17 protein-coding genes are annotated in these 20133 nt (G+C 40.7%); 6 read left to right on the top strand and 11 right to left on the bottom strand.

All coding sequences use genetic code 11. The annotated features are described in order from the left end of the window. Nucleotides 1-274 precede the first annotated feature (274 nt). Both AAG807_RS05815 and rho read right to left on the bottom strand, forming a co-directional pair. Complete coding sequence (locus tag AAG807_RS05815; protein ID WP_341901545.1) at nucleotides 275-844, bottom strand: DUF4199 domain-containing protein; 570 nt, start codon at nucleotides 842-844, stop codon at nucleotides 275-277. A gap of 48 nt (nucleotides 845-892) precedes the next feature. Next, nucleotides 893-2842, bottom strand: coding sequence for a transcription termination factor Rho (gene rho, locus AAG807_RS05810; protein WP_341901544.1), 1950 nt, complete (start codon nucleotides 2840-2842; stop codon nucleotides 893-895). 200 nt (nucleotides 2843-3042) lie between these two features. On the opposite strand from rho, the gene AAG807_RS05805 reads away from it, so the two are divergent. Beyond that, nucleotides 3043-4584 carry a cation:dicarboxylase symporter family transporter gene (locus AAG807_RS05805; RefSeq protein WP_341901543.1) on the top strand — a complete coding sequence of 514 codons (1542 nt, stop codon included), beginning with the start codon at nucleotides 3043-3045 and terminating at the stop codon, nucleotides 4582-4584. A gap of 363 nt (nucleotides 4585-4947) precedes the next feature. Here the strand turns inward: AAG807_RS05805 and uvrA are convergent, their stop codons facing one another. Beyond that, entirely contained in the window at nucleotides 4948-7734 is a 2787-nt protein-coding gene (gene uvrA, locus AAG807_RS05800; RefSeq protein WP_341901542.1) for an excinuclease ABC subunit UvrA, read from the bottom strand. A 324-nt stretch (nucleotides 7735-8058) separates the two neighbouring features. Here uvrA and AAG807_RS05795 point away from each other — a divergent pair, with 324 nt between their 5' ends. Further along, nucleotides 8059-8658, top strand: coding sequence for a sigma-70 family RNA polymerase sigma factor (locus tag AAG807_RS05795; protein WP_341901541.1), 600 nt, complete (start codon nucleotides 8059-8061; stop codon nucleotides 8656-8658). Between the two features lie 146 nt (nucleotides 8659-8804). Here the strand turns inward: AAG807_RS05795 and AAG807_RS05790 are convergent, their stop codons facing one another. Next, nucleotides 8805-9146: a hypothetical protein gene (locus AAG807_RS05790; protein ID WP_341901540.1), complete on the bottom strand. Its 342-nt coding sequence runs from the start codon at nucleotides 9144-9146 to the stop codon at nucleotides 8805-8807. Nucleotides 9147-9262: 116 nt separating this feature from the next. Between AAG807_RS05790 and AAG807_RS05785 the strand changes: the two genes are divergently transcribed. After that, complete coding sequence (locus tag AAG807_RS05785) at nucleotides 9263-9712, top strand: hypothetical protein (protein WP_341901539.1); 450 nt, start codon at nucleotides 9263-9265, stop codon at nucleotides 9710-9712. Nucleotides 9713-9908: 196 nt separating this feature from the next. On the opposite strand, the gene AAG807_RS05780 is transcribed toward AAG807_RS05785, so the two are convergent. From AAG807_RS05780 to elbB, 7 genes are all read right to left on the bottom strand, one after another. Continuing rightward, complete coding sequence (locus AAG807_RS05780; RefSeq protein WP_341901538.1) at nucleotides 9909-10352, bottom strand: carboxymuconolactone decarboxylase family protein; 444 nt, start codon at nucleotides 10350-10352, stop codon at nucleotides 9909-9911. A 63-nt stretch (nucleotides 10353-10415) separates the two neighbouring features. Further along, nucleotides 10416-10991, bottom strand: coding sequence for a Crp/Fnr family transcriptional regulator (locus AAG807_RS05775; protein ID WP_341901537.1), 576 nt, complete (start codon nucleotides 10989-10991; stop codon nucleotides 10416-10418). A 5-nt stretch (nucleotides 10992-10996) separates the two neighbouring features. Beyond that, complete coding sequence (bla, locus tag AAG807_RS05770; RefSeq protein ID WP_341901536.1) at nucleotides 10997-11740, bottom strand: subclass B1 metallo-beta-lactamase; 744 nt, start codon at nucleotides 11738-11740, stop codon at nucleotides 10997-10999. 329 nt (nucleotides 11741-12069) lie between these two features. Next, the gene (pckA, locus tag AAG807_RS05765) at nucleotides 12070-13680 is read right to left on the bottom strand and encodes a phosphoenolpyruvate carboxykinase (ATP) (RefSeq protein ID WP_341901535.1); all 1611 of its coding nucleotides are present in this window, start codon (nucleotides 13678-13680) and stop codon (nucleotides 12070-12072) included. Nucleotides 13681-13935: 255 nt separating this feature from the next. After that, entirely contained in the window at nucleotides 13936-14892 is a 957-nt protein-coding gene (locus AAG807_RS05760) for a PHB depolymerase family esterase (protein WP_341901534.1), read from the bottom strand. Beyond that, nucleotides 14889-16658 (bottom strand): DNA mismatch repair protein, encoded by a 1770-nt coding sequence (locus AAG807_RS05755; protein ID WP_341901533.1) that lies wholly within the window; start codon nucleotides 16656-16658, stop codon nucleotides 14889-14891. The genes AAG807_RS05760 and AAG807_RS05755 overlap by 4 nt, the downstream gene beginning before the upstream one ends. Next, the gene (gene elbB / locus AAG807_RS05750; RefSeq protein WP_341901532.1) at nucleotides 16655-17341 is read right to left on the bottom strand and encodes an isoprenoid biosynthesis glyoxalase ElbB; all 687 of its coding nucleotides are present in this window, start codon (nucleotides 17339-17341) and stop codon (nucleotides 16655-16657) included. The genes AAG807_RS05755 and elbB overlap by 4 nt, the downstream gene beginning before the upstream one ends. Nucleotides 17342-17548: 207 nt before the next feature. On the opposite strand from elbB, the gene AAG807_RS05745 reads away from it, so the two are divergent. The 3 genes from AAG807_RS05745 to aroF all read left to right on the top strand — a co-directional run bounded on the left by AAG807_RS05745 (nucleotide 17549) and on the right by aroF (nucleotide 20081). Next, nucleotides 17549-17941, top strand: coding sequence for a DCC1-like thiol-disulfide oxidoreductase family protein (locus AAG807_RS05745; RefSeq protein WP_341901531.1), 393 nt, complete (start codon nucleotides 17549-17551; stop codon nucleotides 17939-17941). Between the two features lie 143 nt (nucleotides 17942-18084). After that, nucleotides 18085-19086: a CBS domain-containing protein gene (locus AAG807_RS05740; protein WP_341901530.1), complete on the top strand. Its 1002-nt coding sequence runs from the start codon at nucleotides 18085-18087 to the stop codon at nucleotides 19084-19086. Beyond that, nucleotides 19083-20081 carry a 3-deoxy-7-phosphoheptulonate synthase gene (aroF, locus tag AAG807_RS05735; RefSeq protein ID WP_341901529.1) on the top strand — a complete coding sequence of 333 codons (999 nt, stop codon included), beginning with the start codon at nucleotides 19083-19085 and terminating at the stop codon, nucleotides 20079-20081. The genes AAG807_RS05740 and aroF overlap by 4 nt, the downstream gene beginning before the upstream one ends. Nucleotides 20082-20133 lie beyond the last annotated feature (52 nt).

The raw sequence follows: 20133 nt of genomic DNA, 5'->3' as shown, positions 1-20133 counted from the left end.
AGATCAAAGAAGGAAAACACCGAATGGTTGTAATCAACGCTGTTGCCTGCAAAATGGTCTATCGGATCTTTGCTGTGCTGAAAAGAGAGGAACCGTATGTCAATTTAATGAGATAATATTTGGATATATCGAAACCTTAGAATACACGAGGAACACGAGGATTATTTTGATGTGCTTGATAGCCTGATAGTGTTGTTCAGATTGGCAACTTCGTTGCTTTTATATTACTACAAAGTACACGAAGAACACGAAGAGTTTTTGTTGAGGCTTAATTCTAAAGTGTACGCTGTTTAAATAGAACTCGTCGGAAGATTACTGTCAGAACAATCGCATTAATGGTTGATAATAACAACATTCCCAAAAGAGATATGGTCATTGTCGCAGTGGGTGAAAATATTGCTTTATAATTATCCATCTGACTTTTATAAATTTCATCTCTTGTCATAACCTCACTTTCAGGAGTATCCCTTAGTTTTTTCATCGCTTTCGGATCATCCAACATTTTATTGACCATCATTTCAGCTTTGGCTAGTTGTGAGGCATTGTATGAAGGATCAATTTTAGCGTAATACAAATAGATCAATCCGGCTACAAGGACAGTGTAAAGCATTCCTCCGCCCAGCGTGTTTTTGATATCTCCCAATGCGCTGCTTTCCTGTCTGTTTTCTTTTCTTTTTTCTGCAATTGTTCCAATTGACATTGCTAACAACAAGCAAAGGATATTCCACATAACCTGGTATTTTACTCCAGCTTCATCTTGTAAAATTTGAGTTTTAAAGAAAACCATTTTCCCAGTGAACCAGATACCGACAAATAGGATTGCAATTTTTAAAGAAATTCTCATGTGATAAAAGAAAAAAATCCTCTCGAATGAACCGAGAGGATTTGAAATTTATGAATTCATTGATACTAAAAACTCTTCATTGGAACGGGTGTTCTCCATGTGTCCTTTTACGAACTCCATAGCTTCTACCGGGTTCATATCTGCAATAAACTTGCGAAGTAACCAGATTCGTTGTAGAACATCTCTTCCAACTAATAAATCTTCGCGTCTTGTTCCGGAAGCAATAATATCGATAGCCGGATAAATTCTTCTGTTGGAGATCTTGCGATCCAACTGAAGCTCCATGTTACCTGTTCCTTTAAATTCTTCGAAAATCACCTCGTCCATTTTGGATCCTGTTTCTGTCAATGCAGTTGCAAGGATGGATAATGAACCACCGTTTTCGATTTTACGTGCAGCTCCGAAGAAACGTTTCGGTTTGTGTAATGCGTTTGCATCCACACCACCGGAAAGTACTTTACCGGAAGCAGGAGAAACAGTATTGTATGCACGAGCCAAGCGGGTGATGGAATCCAAAAGGATTACCACATCATGCCCACATTCAACCATGCGTTTCGCTTTTTCCAATACGATGTTCGCAACTTTCACGTGACGGTCAGCAGGCTCATCAAAAGTGGAAGCAACTACCTCCGCTTTTACACTACGAGCCATATCTGTCACCTCTTCAGGACGCTCATCGATCAATAATACGATCAGGTAAACTTCCGGATGGTTTGCAGCGATTGCATTTGCCACATCCTTCAATAACATGGTTTTACCCGTTTTAGGCTGTGCCACGATCATTCCACGTTGACCTTTTCCAATCGGAGCGAACAGATCCATTACACGAGTGGACATGGATTCGTCCTTGTGACCCGTCAATTTGAATTTTTCGTCCGGGAATAATGGAGTCAGGTATTCAAAAGGAACACGGTCACGAATATAGCTTGGGTCTCTTCCGTTAATGGAATCCACTTTCACCAATGGGAAGAATTTTTCTCCTTCTCTTGGCGGGCGGATTGTTCCTCTTACGGTATCTCCGGTTTTTAAACCGAATAATTTGATCTGACTTTGTGAAACATACACATCATCCGGAGATGGCAAGTAGTTATAATCTGAAGAACGCAAAAATCCGTAACCATCCTGAATCACTTCCAATACACCCTCAGCGGTAACGATACCAACCAGGTTGTATGCTTCTTCATCAATTTTCTCTTCTTGTTGAGCTTGATTCTGTTGTGGACGATTCTGATTCTGATTCCCTTGATTCGGGTTGTTTTGATTGCGTTGTTGGTTGTTATTTTGACGCTCCTGATTTCCCTGATTGTTCGGGTTATTCTGGTTGCGTTGTTGGTTATTGTTCTGACGCTCCTGGTTCCCTTGGTTTTGAGGGGTATTTTGATTCTGATTTTGAGGAGCGTTTTGGTTCGGGTTATTTTGATTTTCACCCGGGGCATTGTTGAATCGTTGTTTATTCTGATTCGGATTTTGATTCGGGTTCTGAGCTTTTTTATTCAATAAACGCTCGAAAGGTTTCGGTTTATCTGTTTTCTCTTCCTGAGTAGTTGTTACTTCAGCCGTTTTTTCTACTGCGGCGGATTCAGTTGCTTCAGGAGTCGAAACTTCCGCTTTGATTTCAGCATCTGCTTTGATTTCAGCAGGAGCCTCATCTGAGGTTGAGATTCGTTTGCGTTTTTCTTTGGATGAATTAGGGGTATGTCTTTCCTTCGGCTTTTCGACCTGATCAGATGAAACTTCTGTCTTTGGAGCTTCAGCAGAAAACAGATCGGTAGCCGCAGCCTGTGCTGTCTCTGAAGCTTTTGGCTCGGAGACCTTTTTTGCTCTTGGCTTTGCCGGAGCTTTTTCAGTTTCAGTAGTAGTTGCAGTACTCGCCGAATTTACCTGGATTTGCTCGATCAATTCATTTTTCTTGAATGATTCCACTTTCTTAACTCCAAGAGATTTAGCAATTTCCCTTAATTCTGGTAATAACTTACCGTCTAAGTCTTTATTATTCATATAAAATTTTGGACTAGTTGTTTGTATTCGAATGAATACTTGCGAAAAGCAATGTGATTTTAATAACGATGTTGCAATATTACAAATATTCCTTAGACGAACACTATCTATTCACTTTTTTTCGAAAAAAAAACCGTTTTGTTTTCACCATTATCCTGTTAAATTTGTGCTCACTGCAAAAATTTGTTTAAAATTTCCCCATGAAAAACAATCAAACGCTCATTCTCCGCATCCTAATAGCCTTGTTTTACGCTGTTCTTGTAGCAGTAAAAGTGACTTATAAAGAAATTGATCCGATGACCCTGATTGCTCCGGGAACAATTGTCGCCGGTTGCATCGGAGGATGGTATTTCTTCAAGACACGTAAAAATTTATTGATCTACATTGGATTATATGCTTTGACAGCGTCCTTGTTTTACTTTGAACGTTTGAGGGGAGACGGACTTTTTGTGACAGGTCATATTCTGAAATACGCTTTGATGGGGATGCTGATTGCCTATTCCATGCGCAGTAAAAAGCTCTCATTGTGGATTTTTTCTTCCATGATCATCGGAGTGGAGATCGGTTTGGATTTCCCGGAAATGTCACTTGAATTGAAACGTTTCGGAGATATCTTCTTAAGATTGATCAAAACGTTAGTTGCTCCTTTGTTGTTTTCGACTTTGGTGGTAGGGATTGCCGGACATAGTAGTTTAAGACAAGTCGGACGGATCGGATTGAAGAGTATTATCTACTTTGAAGTTGTCACGACCTTTGCTTTGTTTCTGGGATTGGCTGCAATCAATCTCACTCAGGCGGGGAAAGGTGTTCAACAAGTGGAAGTTTCTGAAAAAATGAAGGAGAAATCTACGGAGCTATTGGCACAATTGGAAAAGCCGAAAGATCACCTGGTGGATATTTTCCCGGAGAATTTCGCTAAATCCATTGTAGAGAACCAGGTATTGCAAATCGTCGTATTCTCTTTGATCTTTGCAATTGCCTTGAGCCTGGTCCAAAACCTGAAGCACAAGGAAACGATGTTGAATTGGATGGAAAGTCTATCAGAGGTCATGTTCAAGTTTACCGATATTGTGATGTATGTGGCTCCGCTTGCTGTCTTTGGTTCGATTGCTTACACTGTCGCCAATTCCGGAACAGAAGTTCTGGGGAACCTGATGAAATTGGTCGGCACATTATATGTCACCTTGATCATCTTTGTTTTAGTGGTCTTGCTTCCAATTGCATTGATGTCCAAGATTCCGATCAGGGCATTCATGAAGGCTGTAACGGAACCGATATCGGTGGCTTTTGCAACTGCGAGCAGCGAGGCAGCTTTACCAAAAGCTTTGGAAAACATGGAGAAATTCGGGATTTCGAAGAAGATCGTAGGATTTGTAATTCCAACCGGATATTCGTTTAATCTCGACGGAACAACCCTTTATCTTTCCATGGCAACTGTTTTCGTGGCTCAAATGAGTGGTGTGGATTTGTCTATCGGACAACAGATTTCTATTTGTCTGACTTTGATGTTGACCAGTAAAGGTGTGGCAGGAGTGAGAGGAGCATCTTTTGTGATTCTGACAACTACCTTGATGGATTACAAGCATTTGGGAATCAGTGTCGAAAAAGCAGGAATCATACTCGGTATCGATGCGTTGATGGATATGGCCAGAACTTCAGTGAATGTATTGGGGAATTGCCTGGCATCTGCGGTGATTGCGAAAAGTGAAGGGGAGCTGTTAATCGCAAAAAACGACGAATAACACTAGTTACCCATCGTTTCAATTCGTTTGGTTAAGGTTCTATTGATGCGCTTTACAACCGTGAAACTGAATTTTTAAATCCTCAGCCGAAGCCATTTGACCATTCGTTTCTTCTTCGGCGATATAGTCCTTAGAGGAAAGCGAAGAAACTGTCTGGTCGTGTACTTCTGATTCCGTAGAACAGGATTGTAGCCCGTTAACAAGAAATAGTGTGAAGCAAATTGTTTTTAACCTCGTAATCATAGAACGAATATAGCAGATTCCACTTTCTTCCGAAAGATGGATTATGTTCTTTGCTAATTTCGTCGAATGAAATGCTAGTTTCGTCGATTGATAAAACATGCTTAAAGAAATGCTTTAAACCTACTTCAACTTATGCTTTAAGTGAATTCCGGTGTAGTTGTTTTTCACCTGAACCAATTCTTCCGGAGTACCGGTAAATTCAATGTTTCCACCGTTAAGTCCACCTTCCGGACCAATGTCGATAATCCAGTCTGCAGCTTTGATTACATCCATGTTGTGTTCGATTACAATGATGGAATGTCCATCGTCAACCAAGCGGTTAAATGCAATCAACAGTTTTTCAATATCAAAGAAGTGAAGTCCGGTTGTCGGTTCGTCAAAAATGAACAAGGTTTTATTGCTTTTTTGTGCACCTTTGATCAGGAATGAAGCCAATTTCACACGCTGAGCTTCACCACCACTTAGTGAACTGCTGGATTGACCCATTTGTAAATAACCCAAACCGACATCTTCCAAGGGTTGGATCTTTTGAATGATCTTTTCTTCCAGTTTGTCCTTGTTTTCCTTAAAGAACGCCAATGCAGAAGAAATATCCATATTCAGGATGTCTGAAATGTTCTTGTCGCGGTAATGAACTTCCAAGGCTTCTTGTCGGTAACGACTTCCTCCACAGGATTCACAAACTAAATGAACATCAGCCATGAATTGCATACTTACCGTTACAACTCCTTCGCCTTCGCACATTTCGCAACGACCACCTTCCACGTTGAATGAGAAGAATCCGGGTTTGTAGCCATTGTGTTTTGCCGCATTTTGTCTGGAAAACAATTCACGGATATCATCGAAAGCTTTCACATAAGTCACCGGATTACTTCTGGATGATTTCCCGATTGGGTTCTGGTCGATCAATTCGACTTCAGCAATCGTAGACAAATCCCCTTCAATGCGCTTCACATTTCCCTGATGATCTCCGAATTGACCTAAATATTTGCGGATTCCGGGATACAGGATTTCTTTCACCAGGGTGGATTTTCCGGAACCACTCACGCCGGTAACTGCAACAATCCGATTCAAGGGAAAGTCGACAGAAACATTTTTGAGGTTGTGTTCTTTCGCTCCGATGACGGAAATTTTATTTTTTCCGCCTCTGCGTTTGGCTGGAACAGGAATGGTGCGAACACCCGTTAAATATTGTGTGGTAAGACTGGCATTGTTCTTTTTAAGCGCGTCGAATTTCCCCTGGAAAACGACTTCACCTCCAAATTTTCCTGCTGCCGGACCGATATCGATGATTTCATCCGCATGAAGCATCATGTCTTCTTCGTGCTCCACAACGATTACGGTATTCCCGATATCACGCAGTTTTTTCAAGACTCCGATCAATCGTTCCGTATCCCGTGGATGCAAACCGATACTTGGTTCATCCAATATATACATGGATCCCACCAAACTACTTCCCAATGACGTTGCCAGGTTGATGCGTTGCGATTCTCCACCTGAAAGCGTGTTTGCGGCTCGGTTCAATGTCAAATAACCCAATCCGACTTCACATAGGAACGAAAGTCGTTGCGTGATCTCCGGAAGAATCCGATTGGTGATTTTCAATTCCAACGGATCTACTTCCAGATTTTGGAAAAAGGTCAATGCATTCTCGATAGGCATCAGAACCAATTCCTTGATACTGATCCCGCCAACTTTCACGTAATTGGCATCTTCTCTCAGGCGCGTCCCATGACATTCCGGACATTCCGTTTTTCCTCTGTATCGGGAAAGAAGTACGCGGTATTGGATTTTGTATGATTGACTTTCAACGAATTTGAAGAAACCATTGATTCCTCCGAATTCCGAATTTCCTTTCCAAAGTAAATCCATTTGTTCTTCTGTCAATTCCTCTACCGGACGATGAATAGGGAAGTCTAATTTCCGGGCCTTTTGAACAAGTTCTTGCAGGTATTCGCCCATCACTTCACCTTTCCAAGGAACAACAGCACCTTCGTAAACACTGAGGCTTGCATCCGGAATCACCAGGTTCGGGTCAACTCCAATAATGGAACCGTAACCTTCACAAGTTTTACAAGCTCCAAACGGATTATTAAAGGTGAATAGGTGAGGAGATGGCTCCACAAAGGTCATGTTGTCCAATTCAAAACGATTGGAAAAAGTTCGTTCTTCCATGCTTCCCATTTGGATCACCGAACAATCTCCGTGACCTTCCATGAAAGCGAGTTGGATCGAATCTCCCAGTCGACCGGAGAAATCGGTGTCCAAAGCCTGAGTTACGACGCGGTCGATTACAATTTGGATGGTATCTGAAAAGGCAAGGTCTTTTGGTTTCAGGTCTTCCAGTTGCTTTAGTTCGTGATTGTGCATAATGCGCACATATCCTTGTTCTTTCAGCAATTTCAATGTTTTCTCAATTCCGTATTTTTCCAATGAAGGAAACGGTGCCGCAATTAATAGTCGAATATCGTTTTCTAAGCTTGCGATGTAATTGATGACGTCCGTCACGGTATCTTTCTTGACCTCATTTCCTGAAACAGGAGAGAAGGTTTTACCGATCCGTGCGAACAATATCTTCAGGTAATCGTAGATCTCAGTGGTTGTTCCAACGGTGGATCTCGGATTATTTGTAATGACTTTTTGCTGGATTGCAATGGCCGGAGCAATTCCCTTGATGAAGTCCGTTTCAGGCTTGTCCAGCTTCCCTAAGAATTGACGTGCATAAGAAGATAAACTTTCAATGTAACGTCTTTGTCCTTCTGCGTAAAGCGTATCAAATGCCAAGGATGATTTCCCGGAACCGGATAATCCGGTAATGACGGTAAACTTCCCGTGTTCTATTTTGACTTCTAAATTCTTTAAGTTATTGACGCGTGCGCCTTTGATGTGAATGTATCTTTCGGACATAGTACAAATTTCGGGAATTAATTCCGAATTACGAGTTCCGAATGCCGAATTTGTAGCTAGTATTTCATAAAAGAATGGTGACTTTATAAATGCTAAGTTATCAGGTGTTTCAACGGATCAATAGATGGATTCAGATGGTGGAAGAAACTCGAAGCTTAAGTCACTAATTCAAGATTCGTTACTTGGAATTCGTAATTTTTTAAGCTTTTTTTTGATTTTATAATGAAAAGTTCTATCTTTCCAAAAATAATTCATAACGCCTATAGAAAGAATTCTACTTTAAACTGTTAATAAACAACTGGTTAAACCTTTAAGAGTAGAGTTATGGCTATGAAATTTCTAGACGATCAAGTCCTTATACATTATTATTTAGAAGGTAACGAACAAGCATTCGAAGTTCTATTGTTACGTCATAAGGATAAAATATATCGTTCCATCTATCACAAGATTCGTGAACGAGAAATTGCGGAAGATATTTTCCAGGAAACATTCGTAAAAATCATCCAAACATTGAAGTTGGGTAATTACAATGAAGAAGGTAAATTCTTACCCTGGGCGATGCGTATTGCACAAAACCTGGTAATTGATTACTTCCGTAAACATGGAAGAATGAAACTGATCAGTGAGCGCAATGCAAAAAGTGACGACTTCAACATTTTTTCCGTTCTGAAAATGGATGAACTGAATGTGGAGCAAAGCATTTCCAAAACAGAATTGGAAACACAGATGATCCAGTTGATCCAGCATTTGCCGGAAAGTCAGAAAGAGATCATTGAGAAACGCATTTTCCAGGATCTTTCATTCAAGGACATCGCTGAGGCAGAAAATATTTCGATCAACACTGCATTGGGAAGAATGCGTTATGCGTTGATTAATTTAAGGAAATTGATCGAGAAACATCAACTAGTTACAGATCTCGATTGATTATTTGCTACCACAAATAAAATAGGAAATCCCTCGTCAGTAATGGTGAGGGATTTTTTTGTTCTCATAATGGTATATGAAGGATGAACTTCCATTTATACCCAAATCAAGAAGTTTCCTAATTTGATATCTGATTCAGAAAAGAATTATCTGCAGGTCCTGCTTATCTTTTCGAGCTTTCCATTCCTAAAAGTAATTGTTAGACCGCCATAACTGATTCCGCTTCTGCATGGACCTAAGCTATAATATAAATCAATATTTCCTGTTTCCTGCTTTGTAAGGCTATCACTAAGTAATATTTCAACTTCCTTAATCGTTATTCCCTTTTTCAAATAATTATCAATCAAATCATCTGACATATCCCATCGGTCATTTGTCCCGTCGATTTCCTTCCAGTTTTTCCATTTTACAGAATCAAAACTTGTATTGTGACATGCACTTAAAAGTGAAACAAGAAGAAGGAAAATCAAATGTGACCGATTAATCATTTTAATTAGAGAAATTATAGAAGATAATATTCAAATATACCTTTTAGGAATTCATAAAACAATTTCACTTATATTTCACTATGCAAATTCTCCTCAGACAATTCCACATAACTTCCATGATATTATTCTTGTTCTCCTCCGTTGCCCACACTCAGGTTCCTGTGAAAGAATCGGGTAAAGAAGAGAACACAACCATTACCAATTCAACACCCGTTCAAAGCGAAGCAGGAAATAATCCAGACACCAAATCATTTGTATTGGATTCGTGTGTTTCCAGATTGGAAGGAAATGAGGTGACGGTTTTGATGGACACGATTACAGCCATCATTCATGTGGATCTTTATTGTTTGTGCAGCGATTACCTGACGGGTGCAAAGGTGAAATTATCGAATAAGGAGCAGACTTACGAGCGAATTACGGATAAATTGGGGTGTGATTTCAGGCATATTCAGCCGGGAATATACATGTTGGAAGTGGATTATGAGGCTGCCAAGAAGTTTGAACCGATGGAAGTGATGGTGATGAGTGGGGCTAAATTGCGCTGGAAAATATTCCTTTGTGAGTAGCGTTGCATTTAGTTATCACGGTAACAGGAGGATAAGCTTACACTTATCTTGGAAATTGAAAAGATATTACCACAAATGCACAAATTTTCTGAGACGCCTACCGGTCGTCTCTTGTGCATCTCAGGTGCGACTGGTAAGCGCGCCTTTTTCATTTGCGCATTTGTGGGAAAGAAAAAAAACGGGATTTAGTTCCCAACTACTTCGCCGGTTGAAACAACCCACTAATCGCAATGCGGTTCCACGAATTGATGGTCACAATAGCCATGATGATCTGTGACAAATAATTCGCGTCAAATGTTTCGCTTGCTTCGTTGTATAAATCGGAGGGAATTCCTCCTTGTGAAATAAGCGTCACAGCTTCTGTCAAGGCCAAAACAATGCGCTCTTCCTTGGTGTACAAATCATTTACTTCTCTCCATGCATTCAATAGGACAATCCGTTGAGGTGTTTCTCCTTGTTTCAATGCATCTGTTGTGTGCATATCGATACAAAAGGCACAACCATTGATTTGTGAAGCCCGCAATTTGATCAGTTCCTGATGCGTTTTTGTCAAGGCGCTTTTTTCGATGTAACCGCCCAAACCGTACATTGCTTTTGTTGCTGCCGGTTCTGTTTCTAAGATGTTGATTCTCTTTTCCATTTGTTTGAAATTTATTTACAAGACAAAGGTCAGGAACAAGGAATCAAAAAATCTTAAACTGGTTTAAGAACGCTTTTTACGTCTCAATTCACTTAGATATTCCGGAGTAAGACCAAGGAAAGAAGCTAGCAGGTATTGCGGAACCCGCTGAACAAATGCCGGATAGGAATCGTAGAAATGAAAGAAATAGTCTTCCTTAGACATCGTATATAAATAGTTGATCCGCATTTGATAGGCTGCAAAGGCACGCTGATAAACGTATCGGAAATAGCGTTCCATGACCGGGAAATCCCGGTATAATTTCTCCTGTGATTGAAAGTCAATAGTCAGGATTTCTGAATTTTCGACTGCCTGAATACTGAACAGGGCTTCTGTCTGAAACTCGAAAGCCCGGTTATCGGATAACCACCAGGTTTCCAAAGCGAATTCGGTAGTTACTTCGACTCCCTTTTCATTGATCAGGAATTTTCGAAGACATCCTGTAAGAACAAAATAGTGGTGACGGCAAATCTTTCCTTCTTCCTGCAAGAGTTCTTTTTTCGAAACGCGAATCACTTTGAAATAACTCAAAATTGCTTCAAACTCTTCGTCGGAAACGGAAATGAATTTTTCAAGATGTTGTTTGAAGATGTGCGACATGAGATTTAGTGCTTCGCCTTTTTCTTATCCTGTTTTCTGCCTTTGTAGTGTTTTTTGGCGAGTTTCAGGGTGTGTTTCAGTGCTTTTTTACCAGGTGCTATTTTCTGGTGACCCGGAATGACTGTTTTCACTTTCGGGTATTTTTTCATCAGGTTCCTGGCTGCAACGGGCCACATTCCAATATTGGCATCCGAAAGATTTCCCAGATCCTGTGCTTCAACGGATTTTACAAAGCATCCGCCAACGAGCAACTTGTCTTTCGGGAAATAAACCACGATGTTATCGGAAGCATGTCCCGCTCCCGGATAATAGGTTTCAATAATTGTATTGTAAATATTGAATGTCGTATCTCCTTCAAAGGTGTATTGAGCTTGAGGAAGGTTGTTTTCGCGACATAAATTCTTCGTAGCATACGTACTGTATGTCTTGATTCCTTTGCTCTTGTAATAATCCAAACCGGCAGTCCGGTCTTCATGCCAATGGGTGGAGATCACCATCAGGACTTTTTTATGAAACTTCAAGTCAATGGAATCCAACAAGGGTTGAAACTGAGTCGTATCCCAAGGAGTATCGATCATGACAACGCCACCGCTCGTGATTTTCAGCAAACCGTGTGAAGATATTTTCACATCCTTATAGACCTGGTAAGTTGTAAAGACGTAAGAACTATCCGAGATTTTCTTGAAATCCAATTGGGCATTTGTCCCGAGTGCAACGAAACAGATCAGCGAAAAAAGAAGTGCTTTCATAGATATAAACTTACTCATTTAACTGCGAAGAAGCAAAGAGCTACGACGTAAGCGTTCATTCTTTGTGGTTCATTAAACCCATTTTATTTTTTACCGCTAAGATGCGAAGAACGCAAAGGATTGAACCTAACTTTTGTGGAACAATCAACCTAAACTATCCAATAGAATTCAGATTTTGAATACAGTAAAACGAAATCTTAGAATTAGCCTCCAAAGATAAAGGATGACTAACAGAAGTCTCTTTGCGTTCTTATTTTCTTTGCGGTTAAATGAAAATAAAAAAGGCTCCTCAAATTGAGAAGCCTTTCGAACTAAATAATAAAACTTGATTAAACAGTCACTTTCGGCGCTGCTGCTAAAATATCCGTAGATGTTTCTGCTGCATACTGTTCAAAGTTCTTAACGAACTGATCAGCCAAATGGTTGGCAGTTTTGTCGTATGCCGATTTATCAGCCCAAGTTTCACGCGGATTTAAGATCTCAGCAGGAACTTCAGGACATGAAGTAGGGAATGACAATTCGAATACCGGTAATGTCTCGAAAGCAACATTGTCCAGTTTTCCTGTCAAGGCTGCAGTGATCATTGATCTTGTATAAGACAATTTCATTCTGCTTCCTACACCGTAAGATCCACCGGACCAACCTGTGTTGATTAACCAAACTTTGATATCTGTACCGTGTAATTTTTCACCTAATAATTTTGCGTATTTCGCAGGGTGAAGCGGTAAAAATGCTTTTCCGAAACAAGCGGAGAACGTAGTTGTCGGTTCTGTGATACCAACCTCTGTTCCAGCAACTTTCGCTGTGTATCCTGACATGAAGTGGTACATCGCTTGTTCTTTCGTTAAACGAGAGATCGGAGGCAATACACCGAATGCATCAGCTGTAAGGAAGAAAATATTTTTTGGTCCTGACCCGATAGAAGGAGTCATGATGTTTTCAATGAAATCAATCGGATAAGAAACGCGTGTGTTTTCAGTAATTGATCCGTCTGTGTAATCCGGAGTTGAAGTTCCTTCGTGGAAGCCAATGTTCTCCAAGATTGCCCCAAACTTGATTGCATCGTAAATTTGCGGTTCTTTTTCTTTCGATAAATCGATTGTTTTTGCGTAACAACCTCCTTCGAAGTTGAATACTGAATTGTCTGACCAACCGTGCTCGTCATCACCGATCAAACGGCGATTCGGATCGGAAGACAGGGTTGTTTTTCCTGTTCCGGACAATCCGAAGAAAATAGCAGTATCTCCGGCTTCACCAACATTTGCAGAACAGTGCATGGAAAGTACGTTCTTCTCGTGTGGTAAAACGTAGTTCAATACAGAGAAAATACCTTTCTTGATCTCACCTGTATATCCGGTACCACCGATAATGATCATTTTACGTGTGAAGTTCAGAATCGCGAAATTAGCTTGACGTGTTCCGTCGATTGTCGGATCAGCTTTGAATCCCGGAGCACAAACGATGTTCCACTCTGCATCAAAGTTTTCGATTTCAGCATCAGTAGGACGCAAGAACATATTGTATGCAAACATGTTTGACCAAGGGAATTCAGCTGTCACACGAATGTTCATTCTGAATTTTTCGTCAGCACAAGCATACGCATCACGTACATACACATCTTTGTCAATCAAGTAAGCCTTCATGCGGTTGTATAACGCATCAAACTGTTCCGTAGAAAGAGGAATGTTCACATCACCCCACCAAACACTGTTTTCAGTATTCGCATCACGAACAACAAAGCGATCTTTTGGAGATCTCCCGGTAAATTCACCTGTCTCAATCGCGATTGCTCCTGTGTCTGTTAAAACACCTTGACCGCCAAGGATAGTGTCTTCTACTAGTTCTGCTGGTGTTAAATTCCAGAATACGTTACCGAGATTTTCTAATCCGATTGTTGCTTTCAAATCGGCGTTTTTTCCTCGCTTACCAAATTCATTCATACAATGTCTTTTTGTTTTGTCCTTGCGCTTCCGCCGTCCTTGCTCCACTAAAGCGGTTAAGCGAAGGTGAAGAGCTACTGCGTAAGCGCTGCGGGCAACGTTATTTCGGTGCAAAAGTACATGGATTCATGAAAAAATCAGCCTTTTTCTAGTATAAATATTAACAGAATAAGAACAAATCGTTTGATTGATTTGTGATAATGTACTGATTTTCAATTTATTGAACCAAAACTTAGGTTAATAACTTATTAACCGTTACTTCGCTAAGTTCCAATCCCTGGCTATTTGATAGGTGCTGAAGAAATCCCCGTCCTTCGCATGTTTAGAGACTTCCCCGCCTTGTTTGATTCCCGGTCCCGGGTCAATCATCAGGTAATGTCCCCATTTATTTGCCTTATACAAAATGATGACCGAGCGACCTTTCGCATCTTTATAATCTGTGCGCATAATCGTTGGAGTAGTGGCACCTGCAACAACTTGTTTCATGGATTCTGAAGTGACGTTAAACACGGTTTTCCATTGCTTTACCAAGACTTCTCCGTTTCCATATTGAACCACCTTGTCTTCCGTTCCGTGGATGACGATCAATTGCGGAAATTCTCCGGTATAAAGTGAATCTTGTGAATACAGTTTTCGGCGCAGATTGGCTTCGTCAAACATAGTAGGTTGTTTCATCTCGGAAAAAGATTTCCCAGCGGATTCCGCCTGTTTGTAAGCTGTTCCGGCTAAAATAGCTCCTGATTTGATCGTGCCCGGATAACAAGCCATGTAGTTCACACTCATCGCCGCTCCGGCACTTACTCCGTAAATGAAGATCTTTGAAGTGTCAATGGAGTAGTGAGAGACGGCATATTTCACCATTTCGTGAATGCTGGCAATTTCACCTTTGTCTTTTTCCTGATCCTCTTTCGAAAACCAATTGAAACATTTGAACACGTTATTCGCTCCTCTTTGTTCCGCATAAAGCACCAGGAAATTCAAAGAATCAGCAAGCATGTTCCAGCCTGAGCCACTTGAAATCTCAATGGCGTCCTGATTACATCCATGAAGTACTAAAACCAAAGGGATTTTTTTAGTCGGTTTATTCACCGGTTCGTGAACATACGCGTTCAGATTTCCTGGATTTGTGATGATATTTGTAGTAATATCAGTCAATTGGGAACTTCCGAAAAAGGGGAAGAGGAGTAGCGAAATGATTGCTGTTGTTTTCAAATTATCTGGTATTTTTTCATGATGAAAGTAGCACTTTTATTTTGACAAATGCCCTTGCGAAGTTTGTAGTCAAAGAACAGATCATTATCCCGGATTTCCACCTCAAAGCATTGGTTGCTTAAGTACGACGGATGAGCATTGGTGGTTTCGCAAACTTCCAGATCGTGGGTTGCGATCATTCCAATTGCGTTCAGTCGGACCATTTGCTCCACGATTCCGATTGTCCCGTTTTGTTTGTCGTCTGAATTGGTTCCGCGCAAGATCTCATCCAAAAGGACAAAAGCGGGACCATTATTCAAATTGTCTATAATCAGTTTCAAGCGTTTGACTTCCGAAAAGAAATAAGAGGTGCTTTCTTCCAATGAATCACTTAAACGCATGGAAACGAGTAAGGGAATAGGGTGGAAAGAAGCGCTTTTAGCAGGAATAACGGAGCCTGCATTGGATAAGATCACGCCGATTCCCAATGTTCTGAGGAAAGTACTTTTCCCGGACATATTCGATCCGGTAAGGATCATGAAGCGTTCCTGGTCGAATGAAATGGAATTGCAGACGCGTGTTGATTTTTGAATCAATGGATGCCCCAGTTCTTCGAATGAGATTTGTTCGCTATCAAGCTTAGGAAAGCAGTATTCCGGATTGTTCACATGGAAGTTACTGAAGGAAAGAATGCTTTCAACTTCTGCAATCTGTTCGATCCATTGGCTGATCGATTCCCGGTGACTTTTCTTCCATTTGACCAATTGTCTGAAGATGTGAACATGGTATTGAACGGTAGAGTTTAAAAGGAATACCGCCATACCATTATTAATACTGTCCAGATTTTCATAAATCCGTGAAGCTTCTTTCAACAAGGAACTCGCAGCCTGATTTTTAGAGTGGGCTTTTGCATGGATTTCTTTCAATCTGGTTGATTTCCAAACTCGGTTCTCGAGCAATTTCAACATTTCGCTATAAGCAAGAAGAGATGCTCCGATTCGTTCCGTTTTCCCGATTTCTTTTCGGATTTTTCCTGAGATTGCTCCGAATAGAAGCATGTTGATCACTGAAAGGATTACACCTACATTGAACCAATAAACCTGACCGGTTTGCCACAGGAAAATCATACTGATCAGTCCTAAAGCCGGAAACACAAATGCCAGAATGGTTGAAATGATGGAAATCGATTGTTTTGAATCCTGCCAGTGTTCGATGTAGTTGCGGATTTCCTGGGTGTCTTTCCCCAATTTGGCGTAAACCTGAAAAGCTTGTCGCCATTCCAGATCTTCAGCTACTTCCCGGATTGCTTCCTGGGTCTGGATTAAAGATTCGGTACTTTGGGTTTGAAGTAAGGAAGAAGCCAGTTTTTCACTGCCGATTACCGTTGAAGTTCGATTCAGATGCTGAAATAAGGAATGAGGTCCGAATAGATCAATGTCGAATGAATAGGGGTGTCTGGTATCCAAAAACTCTTTTCCATCTTCATAATACGGCTTTGATTCGGTTACAAACAAATGCTCCGATTCGTTAAGCCAATGATAAGTGGAAGCTACTTGTAGTTTGCGTTTTACTTTAAAATGGTAACTAACCAGAAATGCAAAAAAACCAAGGAAAACAATTCCACCGATCAGAAATGGAAGTCCGTTTTCAGACCGGGAAAAATAAAAACCTGCTCCTGAAATCAGCAGTGCTGCCAATCTCGACCAACCAATTAATTGAAGTCGTTTATTTAGTTGATTAACAGTGTTTTTATAAGAACCGGATCGTTCTAAATAGTCAGGAATCATATCGTTGCCATTTTTTTAAGCTCAGCGACGGCTTGTTGAATATTCTTCCAGACATCGCTAATGGAAGCATCCATCATATAGCAAGGAGCTGTAATAATCTTATTCGCTTGATCGATCTGGATTTCTTTCACGGATTTATATGCTGCTGTGGCGCCTGTTTTTTCCAATCCTTGCGAAAAAGCTTCAATATCATAAGGAGATGACTCAGCAGTAGTTCCCAAAGTAAGCGAAGCATGGATACCGGAACCTTCCAGTGCTTTAGCCACAACCACCGGGCTCACACACAAGGCGGCAATTGGTTTTCCAACATTCACCATGTTTACGATCAGTAATTTAACTTCCGGAAGGATTGCTCCATCAGGACCGTCAAATGCCCATTTCGTGAAATTTTTCGCATTGCCAAATCCACCCGGAATAATCAGTCCATCCAGATCTGCCGGTTGAATATCCTGAATTGGAACGATACTTCCACGGGCAATCCGGGCAGCCTCAACGTACATGTTCCGGGATTCATTCATGGGTTCTCCCGTTACGTGATTTATTACATGGAATTGATCTGCATTCACACCAATACAAGTATAAGTGTCTCCCAATTCGGAAACTGCCAACATACTCAATACAGCTTCTTGAATTTCCGCCCCGTCATATACTCCGGATCCGGAAAGTAAAATTCCAAAATTCATGTGTTTATTTTTAAGTTACTCACAAAACCAGAAAGATTGTTTCACTCTTTGCGTTCTTTCACTCTTTGCGGTTTAAAAAAAGTGGAATTCTTAATTAACCGCGAAGAAGCAAAGTGCGCAAAGGATTTTGAAACGACATTTATCCGGTTTGTAATTCTTTGTGTTCTCAAAAATACGATTCTCCTGCTATTTTGTATCTTTGTTTTAATGGACAAACCAATAATTTTTTATGATGGCGATTGCGGTTTTTGTAATAAGACGGTGCAATTTGTCCTGAATCATGAAAAAAACGAAGCAATTCAATTTTGTGCGCTTCAAAAAGATTTCGCAACCGATTTTTTCAGAAGACAGGGAATCGAGGATATGGATCTGTCCACCTTTTATTTTTGGGATGGTCAAAAACTAAATAACCGCTCTACTGCTGCATTGAAGGTTTTGAATCATTTGCGTTTCCCATTTACACTCGGAAAGATTGGATGGATTTGTCCGCGATTTATCCGTGATGGAATCTATCATGCAATTGCAAAGCGAAGAATGCGATTGGCTCCCAGTTTTTGTGCACTTCCAACTCCAGCACAGGCTGCCCGATTTTTGTCCTAAAAAACAAGTTGGATTGTTATTTTCATCAAGTTACGACAAAATAAAACGAGATGTTAAAATACGAATCCAATTTTGTGTAAATTCTGTTAATATCATTCTTTCAATATGCCTTCTAAAGGGAATACTTTAGCTATTTTTGCTTTATGAGAATATCTGCTTCGATTTATTCGGATAAGAAACGTGACCTGTCGGAAACCATAAAAGATCTGGCCGCTCACCATGTGGATCTGTTGCATGTTGATTGCAATGATGATCCTTCTGTTTTTCAGGACATCAGTAAGATCAGAACATGGTGTACGATTCCAATTGACTTGCATATCATCACCAAGCATCCATCCAATTATTATGATCTGCTTCGGGAGGTTCCTGTGGAATACGTGACTTTCCAGGTTGAAGATCTGGAACAAGAACTGATAATCCCTTCAGATATTACCGGAAAAAAAGGATTGGCTGTCATTACTCCGACTTCCATCGAAGCATTTGACAAATACAGCAATTTTGATTTCATCCTGTTCATGGCAACCATACCAGGTCAGAGCGGTGGAGTTTTTGATGCGGTGAATTTCAAGAAGATTCGCGATTTCCAAAAGAAATATCCTTCCAAGTCCGTTCATGTGGATGGCGGAGTGAACGGAGAGGTTTCATTTATTCTTCGGAACATGGGGGTTCATACTTCTGTTTCGGGGTCTTACTTGTTTAATGCACCAAGTGTTGGACATGCCTTGATGGATCTGACCAAGCGAAATGTAGATTCTCAATTTTTGGTAAAGGATTTCATGATTCCGCTGACCGAATCTCCTGCAGTAGACGAAAATGCTTCGCTTTCTACTGTTTTGAATTCAATTGAGGATGGGAAGTTGGGTTTCACACTGGTTGTTGACCAGACATCCAATTTACGCGGATTGATTTCCAATGCGGATATCCGGAAAAGTCTGATCCGTACGGATGGAAACTTAAACCACGAATCCATTGCTGAAATAATGAACTCAAAACCGTTGGTTATTCACGAAACGGCAACAGTAAACGACTTACTACAACAAATTAAAAAATATTCGTTCCCGATTCTTTATTTACCCGTTGTTGATGGGAATAACAAAGCAAAAGGGATATTAACATTCGTAAACCTGATTAAAGGGGAAATATGATCATTCATTTAAAGAAATCAGTAAGTACGGCTGATGCGGCTAGATTGGCTGCGGAAAACAAAGCATTTCACTTGGTTTCCCAAGGAGTAAATGTATTGGTAACGGGATCCGGAGTAAAGGAAGTTCCTGCAGCTTTGGAAGCAGTTACGGAAGAACATTGGGTATTCCCGAACGACATGCAATTGGCATCCAGAAATTACCGCTCTGAAACAAGAGAAGTGAAAATCGGAGATGTAACCATTGGAGGTAAAACCGGAAACACCATTTTGATTTCGGGTCCGTGTTCGGTTGAGTCCGAAGAACAGATCCGGGAATCTTCCGAGTTGTTGAAATCATTGGGATTGACTGCGCTTCGCGGCGGCTGTTACAAACCAAGAACAAGTCCATATAGTTTCCAGGGAATGGGATTGGAAGGATTGAAATTGCTTGGTAAAATGCGAGATGAGTATGGTTTTTCTGTAGTTACGGAAGCGCGTGATGCAACACATATCGATGAAATTATCGAACATGCGGATGTAATCCAGGTTGGAGCGAAAGCAATGTACGATCAGGGAATTTTACGTGCGTGTGCAAAAACGCAAAAAACTGTTCTAATCAAACGCGGATTCGGAACGACTTTACAAGAGTTTGTTCAGGCTGCGGAGTTTGTTCTTTCCGGAGGAAATGAAAATGTGGTTTTGTGTGAGCGTGGAATCCGCACATTCGAAACCGGAACACGTTTTACTTTGGATTTATGTGGAGTGGAGTGGTTGAAGCACTATACGAATCTTCCGGTAATTTTGGATCCAAGTCACGCAATGGGATATGCCTATGGTGTCGCTGGATTATCAAGAGCTTGTATCGCTTTGGGAGTTGACGGATTATTGGTTGAAGTACATCCAAATCCAAAAGTGGCCAAATCGGATGCTTCTCAGCAATTGAATCACGAAGAGTTCAAACAATTATTACAAACGCTTAGTCCGATTGCTTCAAGCGTTGGATATAAAATTCTTTGATGTTTTTAGAGCAAAATATAAAAGGCCTTTGCGCAAAGTTCGGTGTTGATTT

The sequence above is a fragment of the Fluviicola taffensis DSM 16823 genome, from assembly GCF_943372375.1.
Classification (GTDB): Bacteria; Bacteroidota; Bacteroidia; order Flavobacteriales_D; family Crocinitomicaceae; genus Fluviicola; species Fluviicola taffensis_A.
Note: the sequence above shows the minus strand (reverse complement) of the source record. Positions and strands in the feature narration are given on the sequence as shown.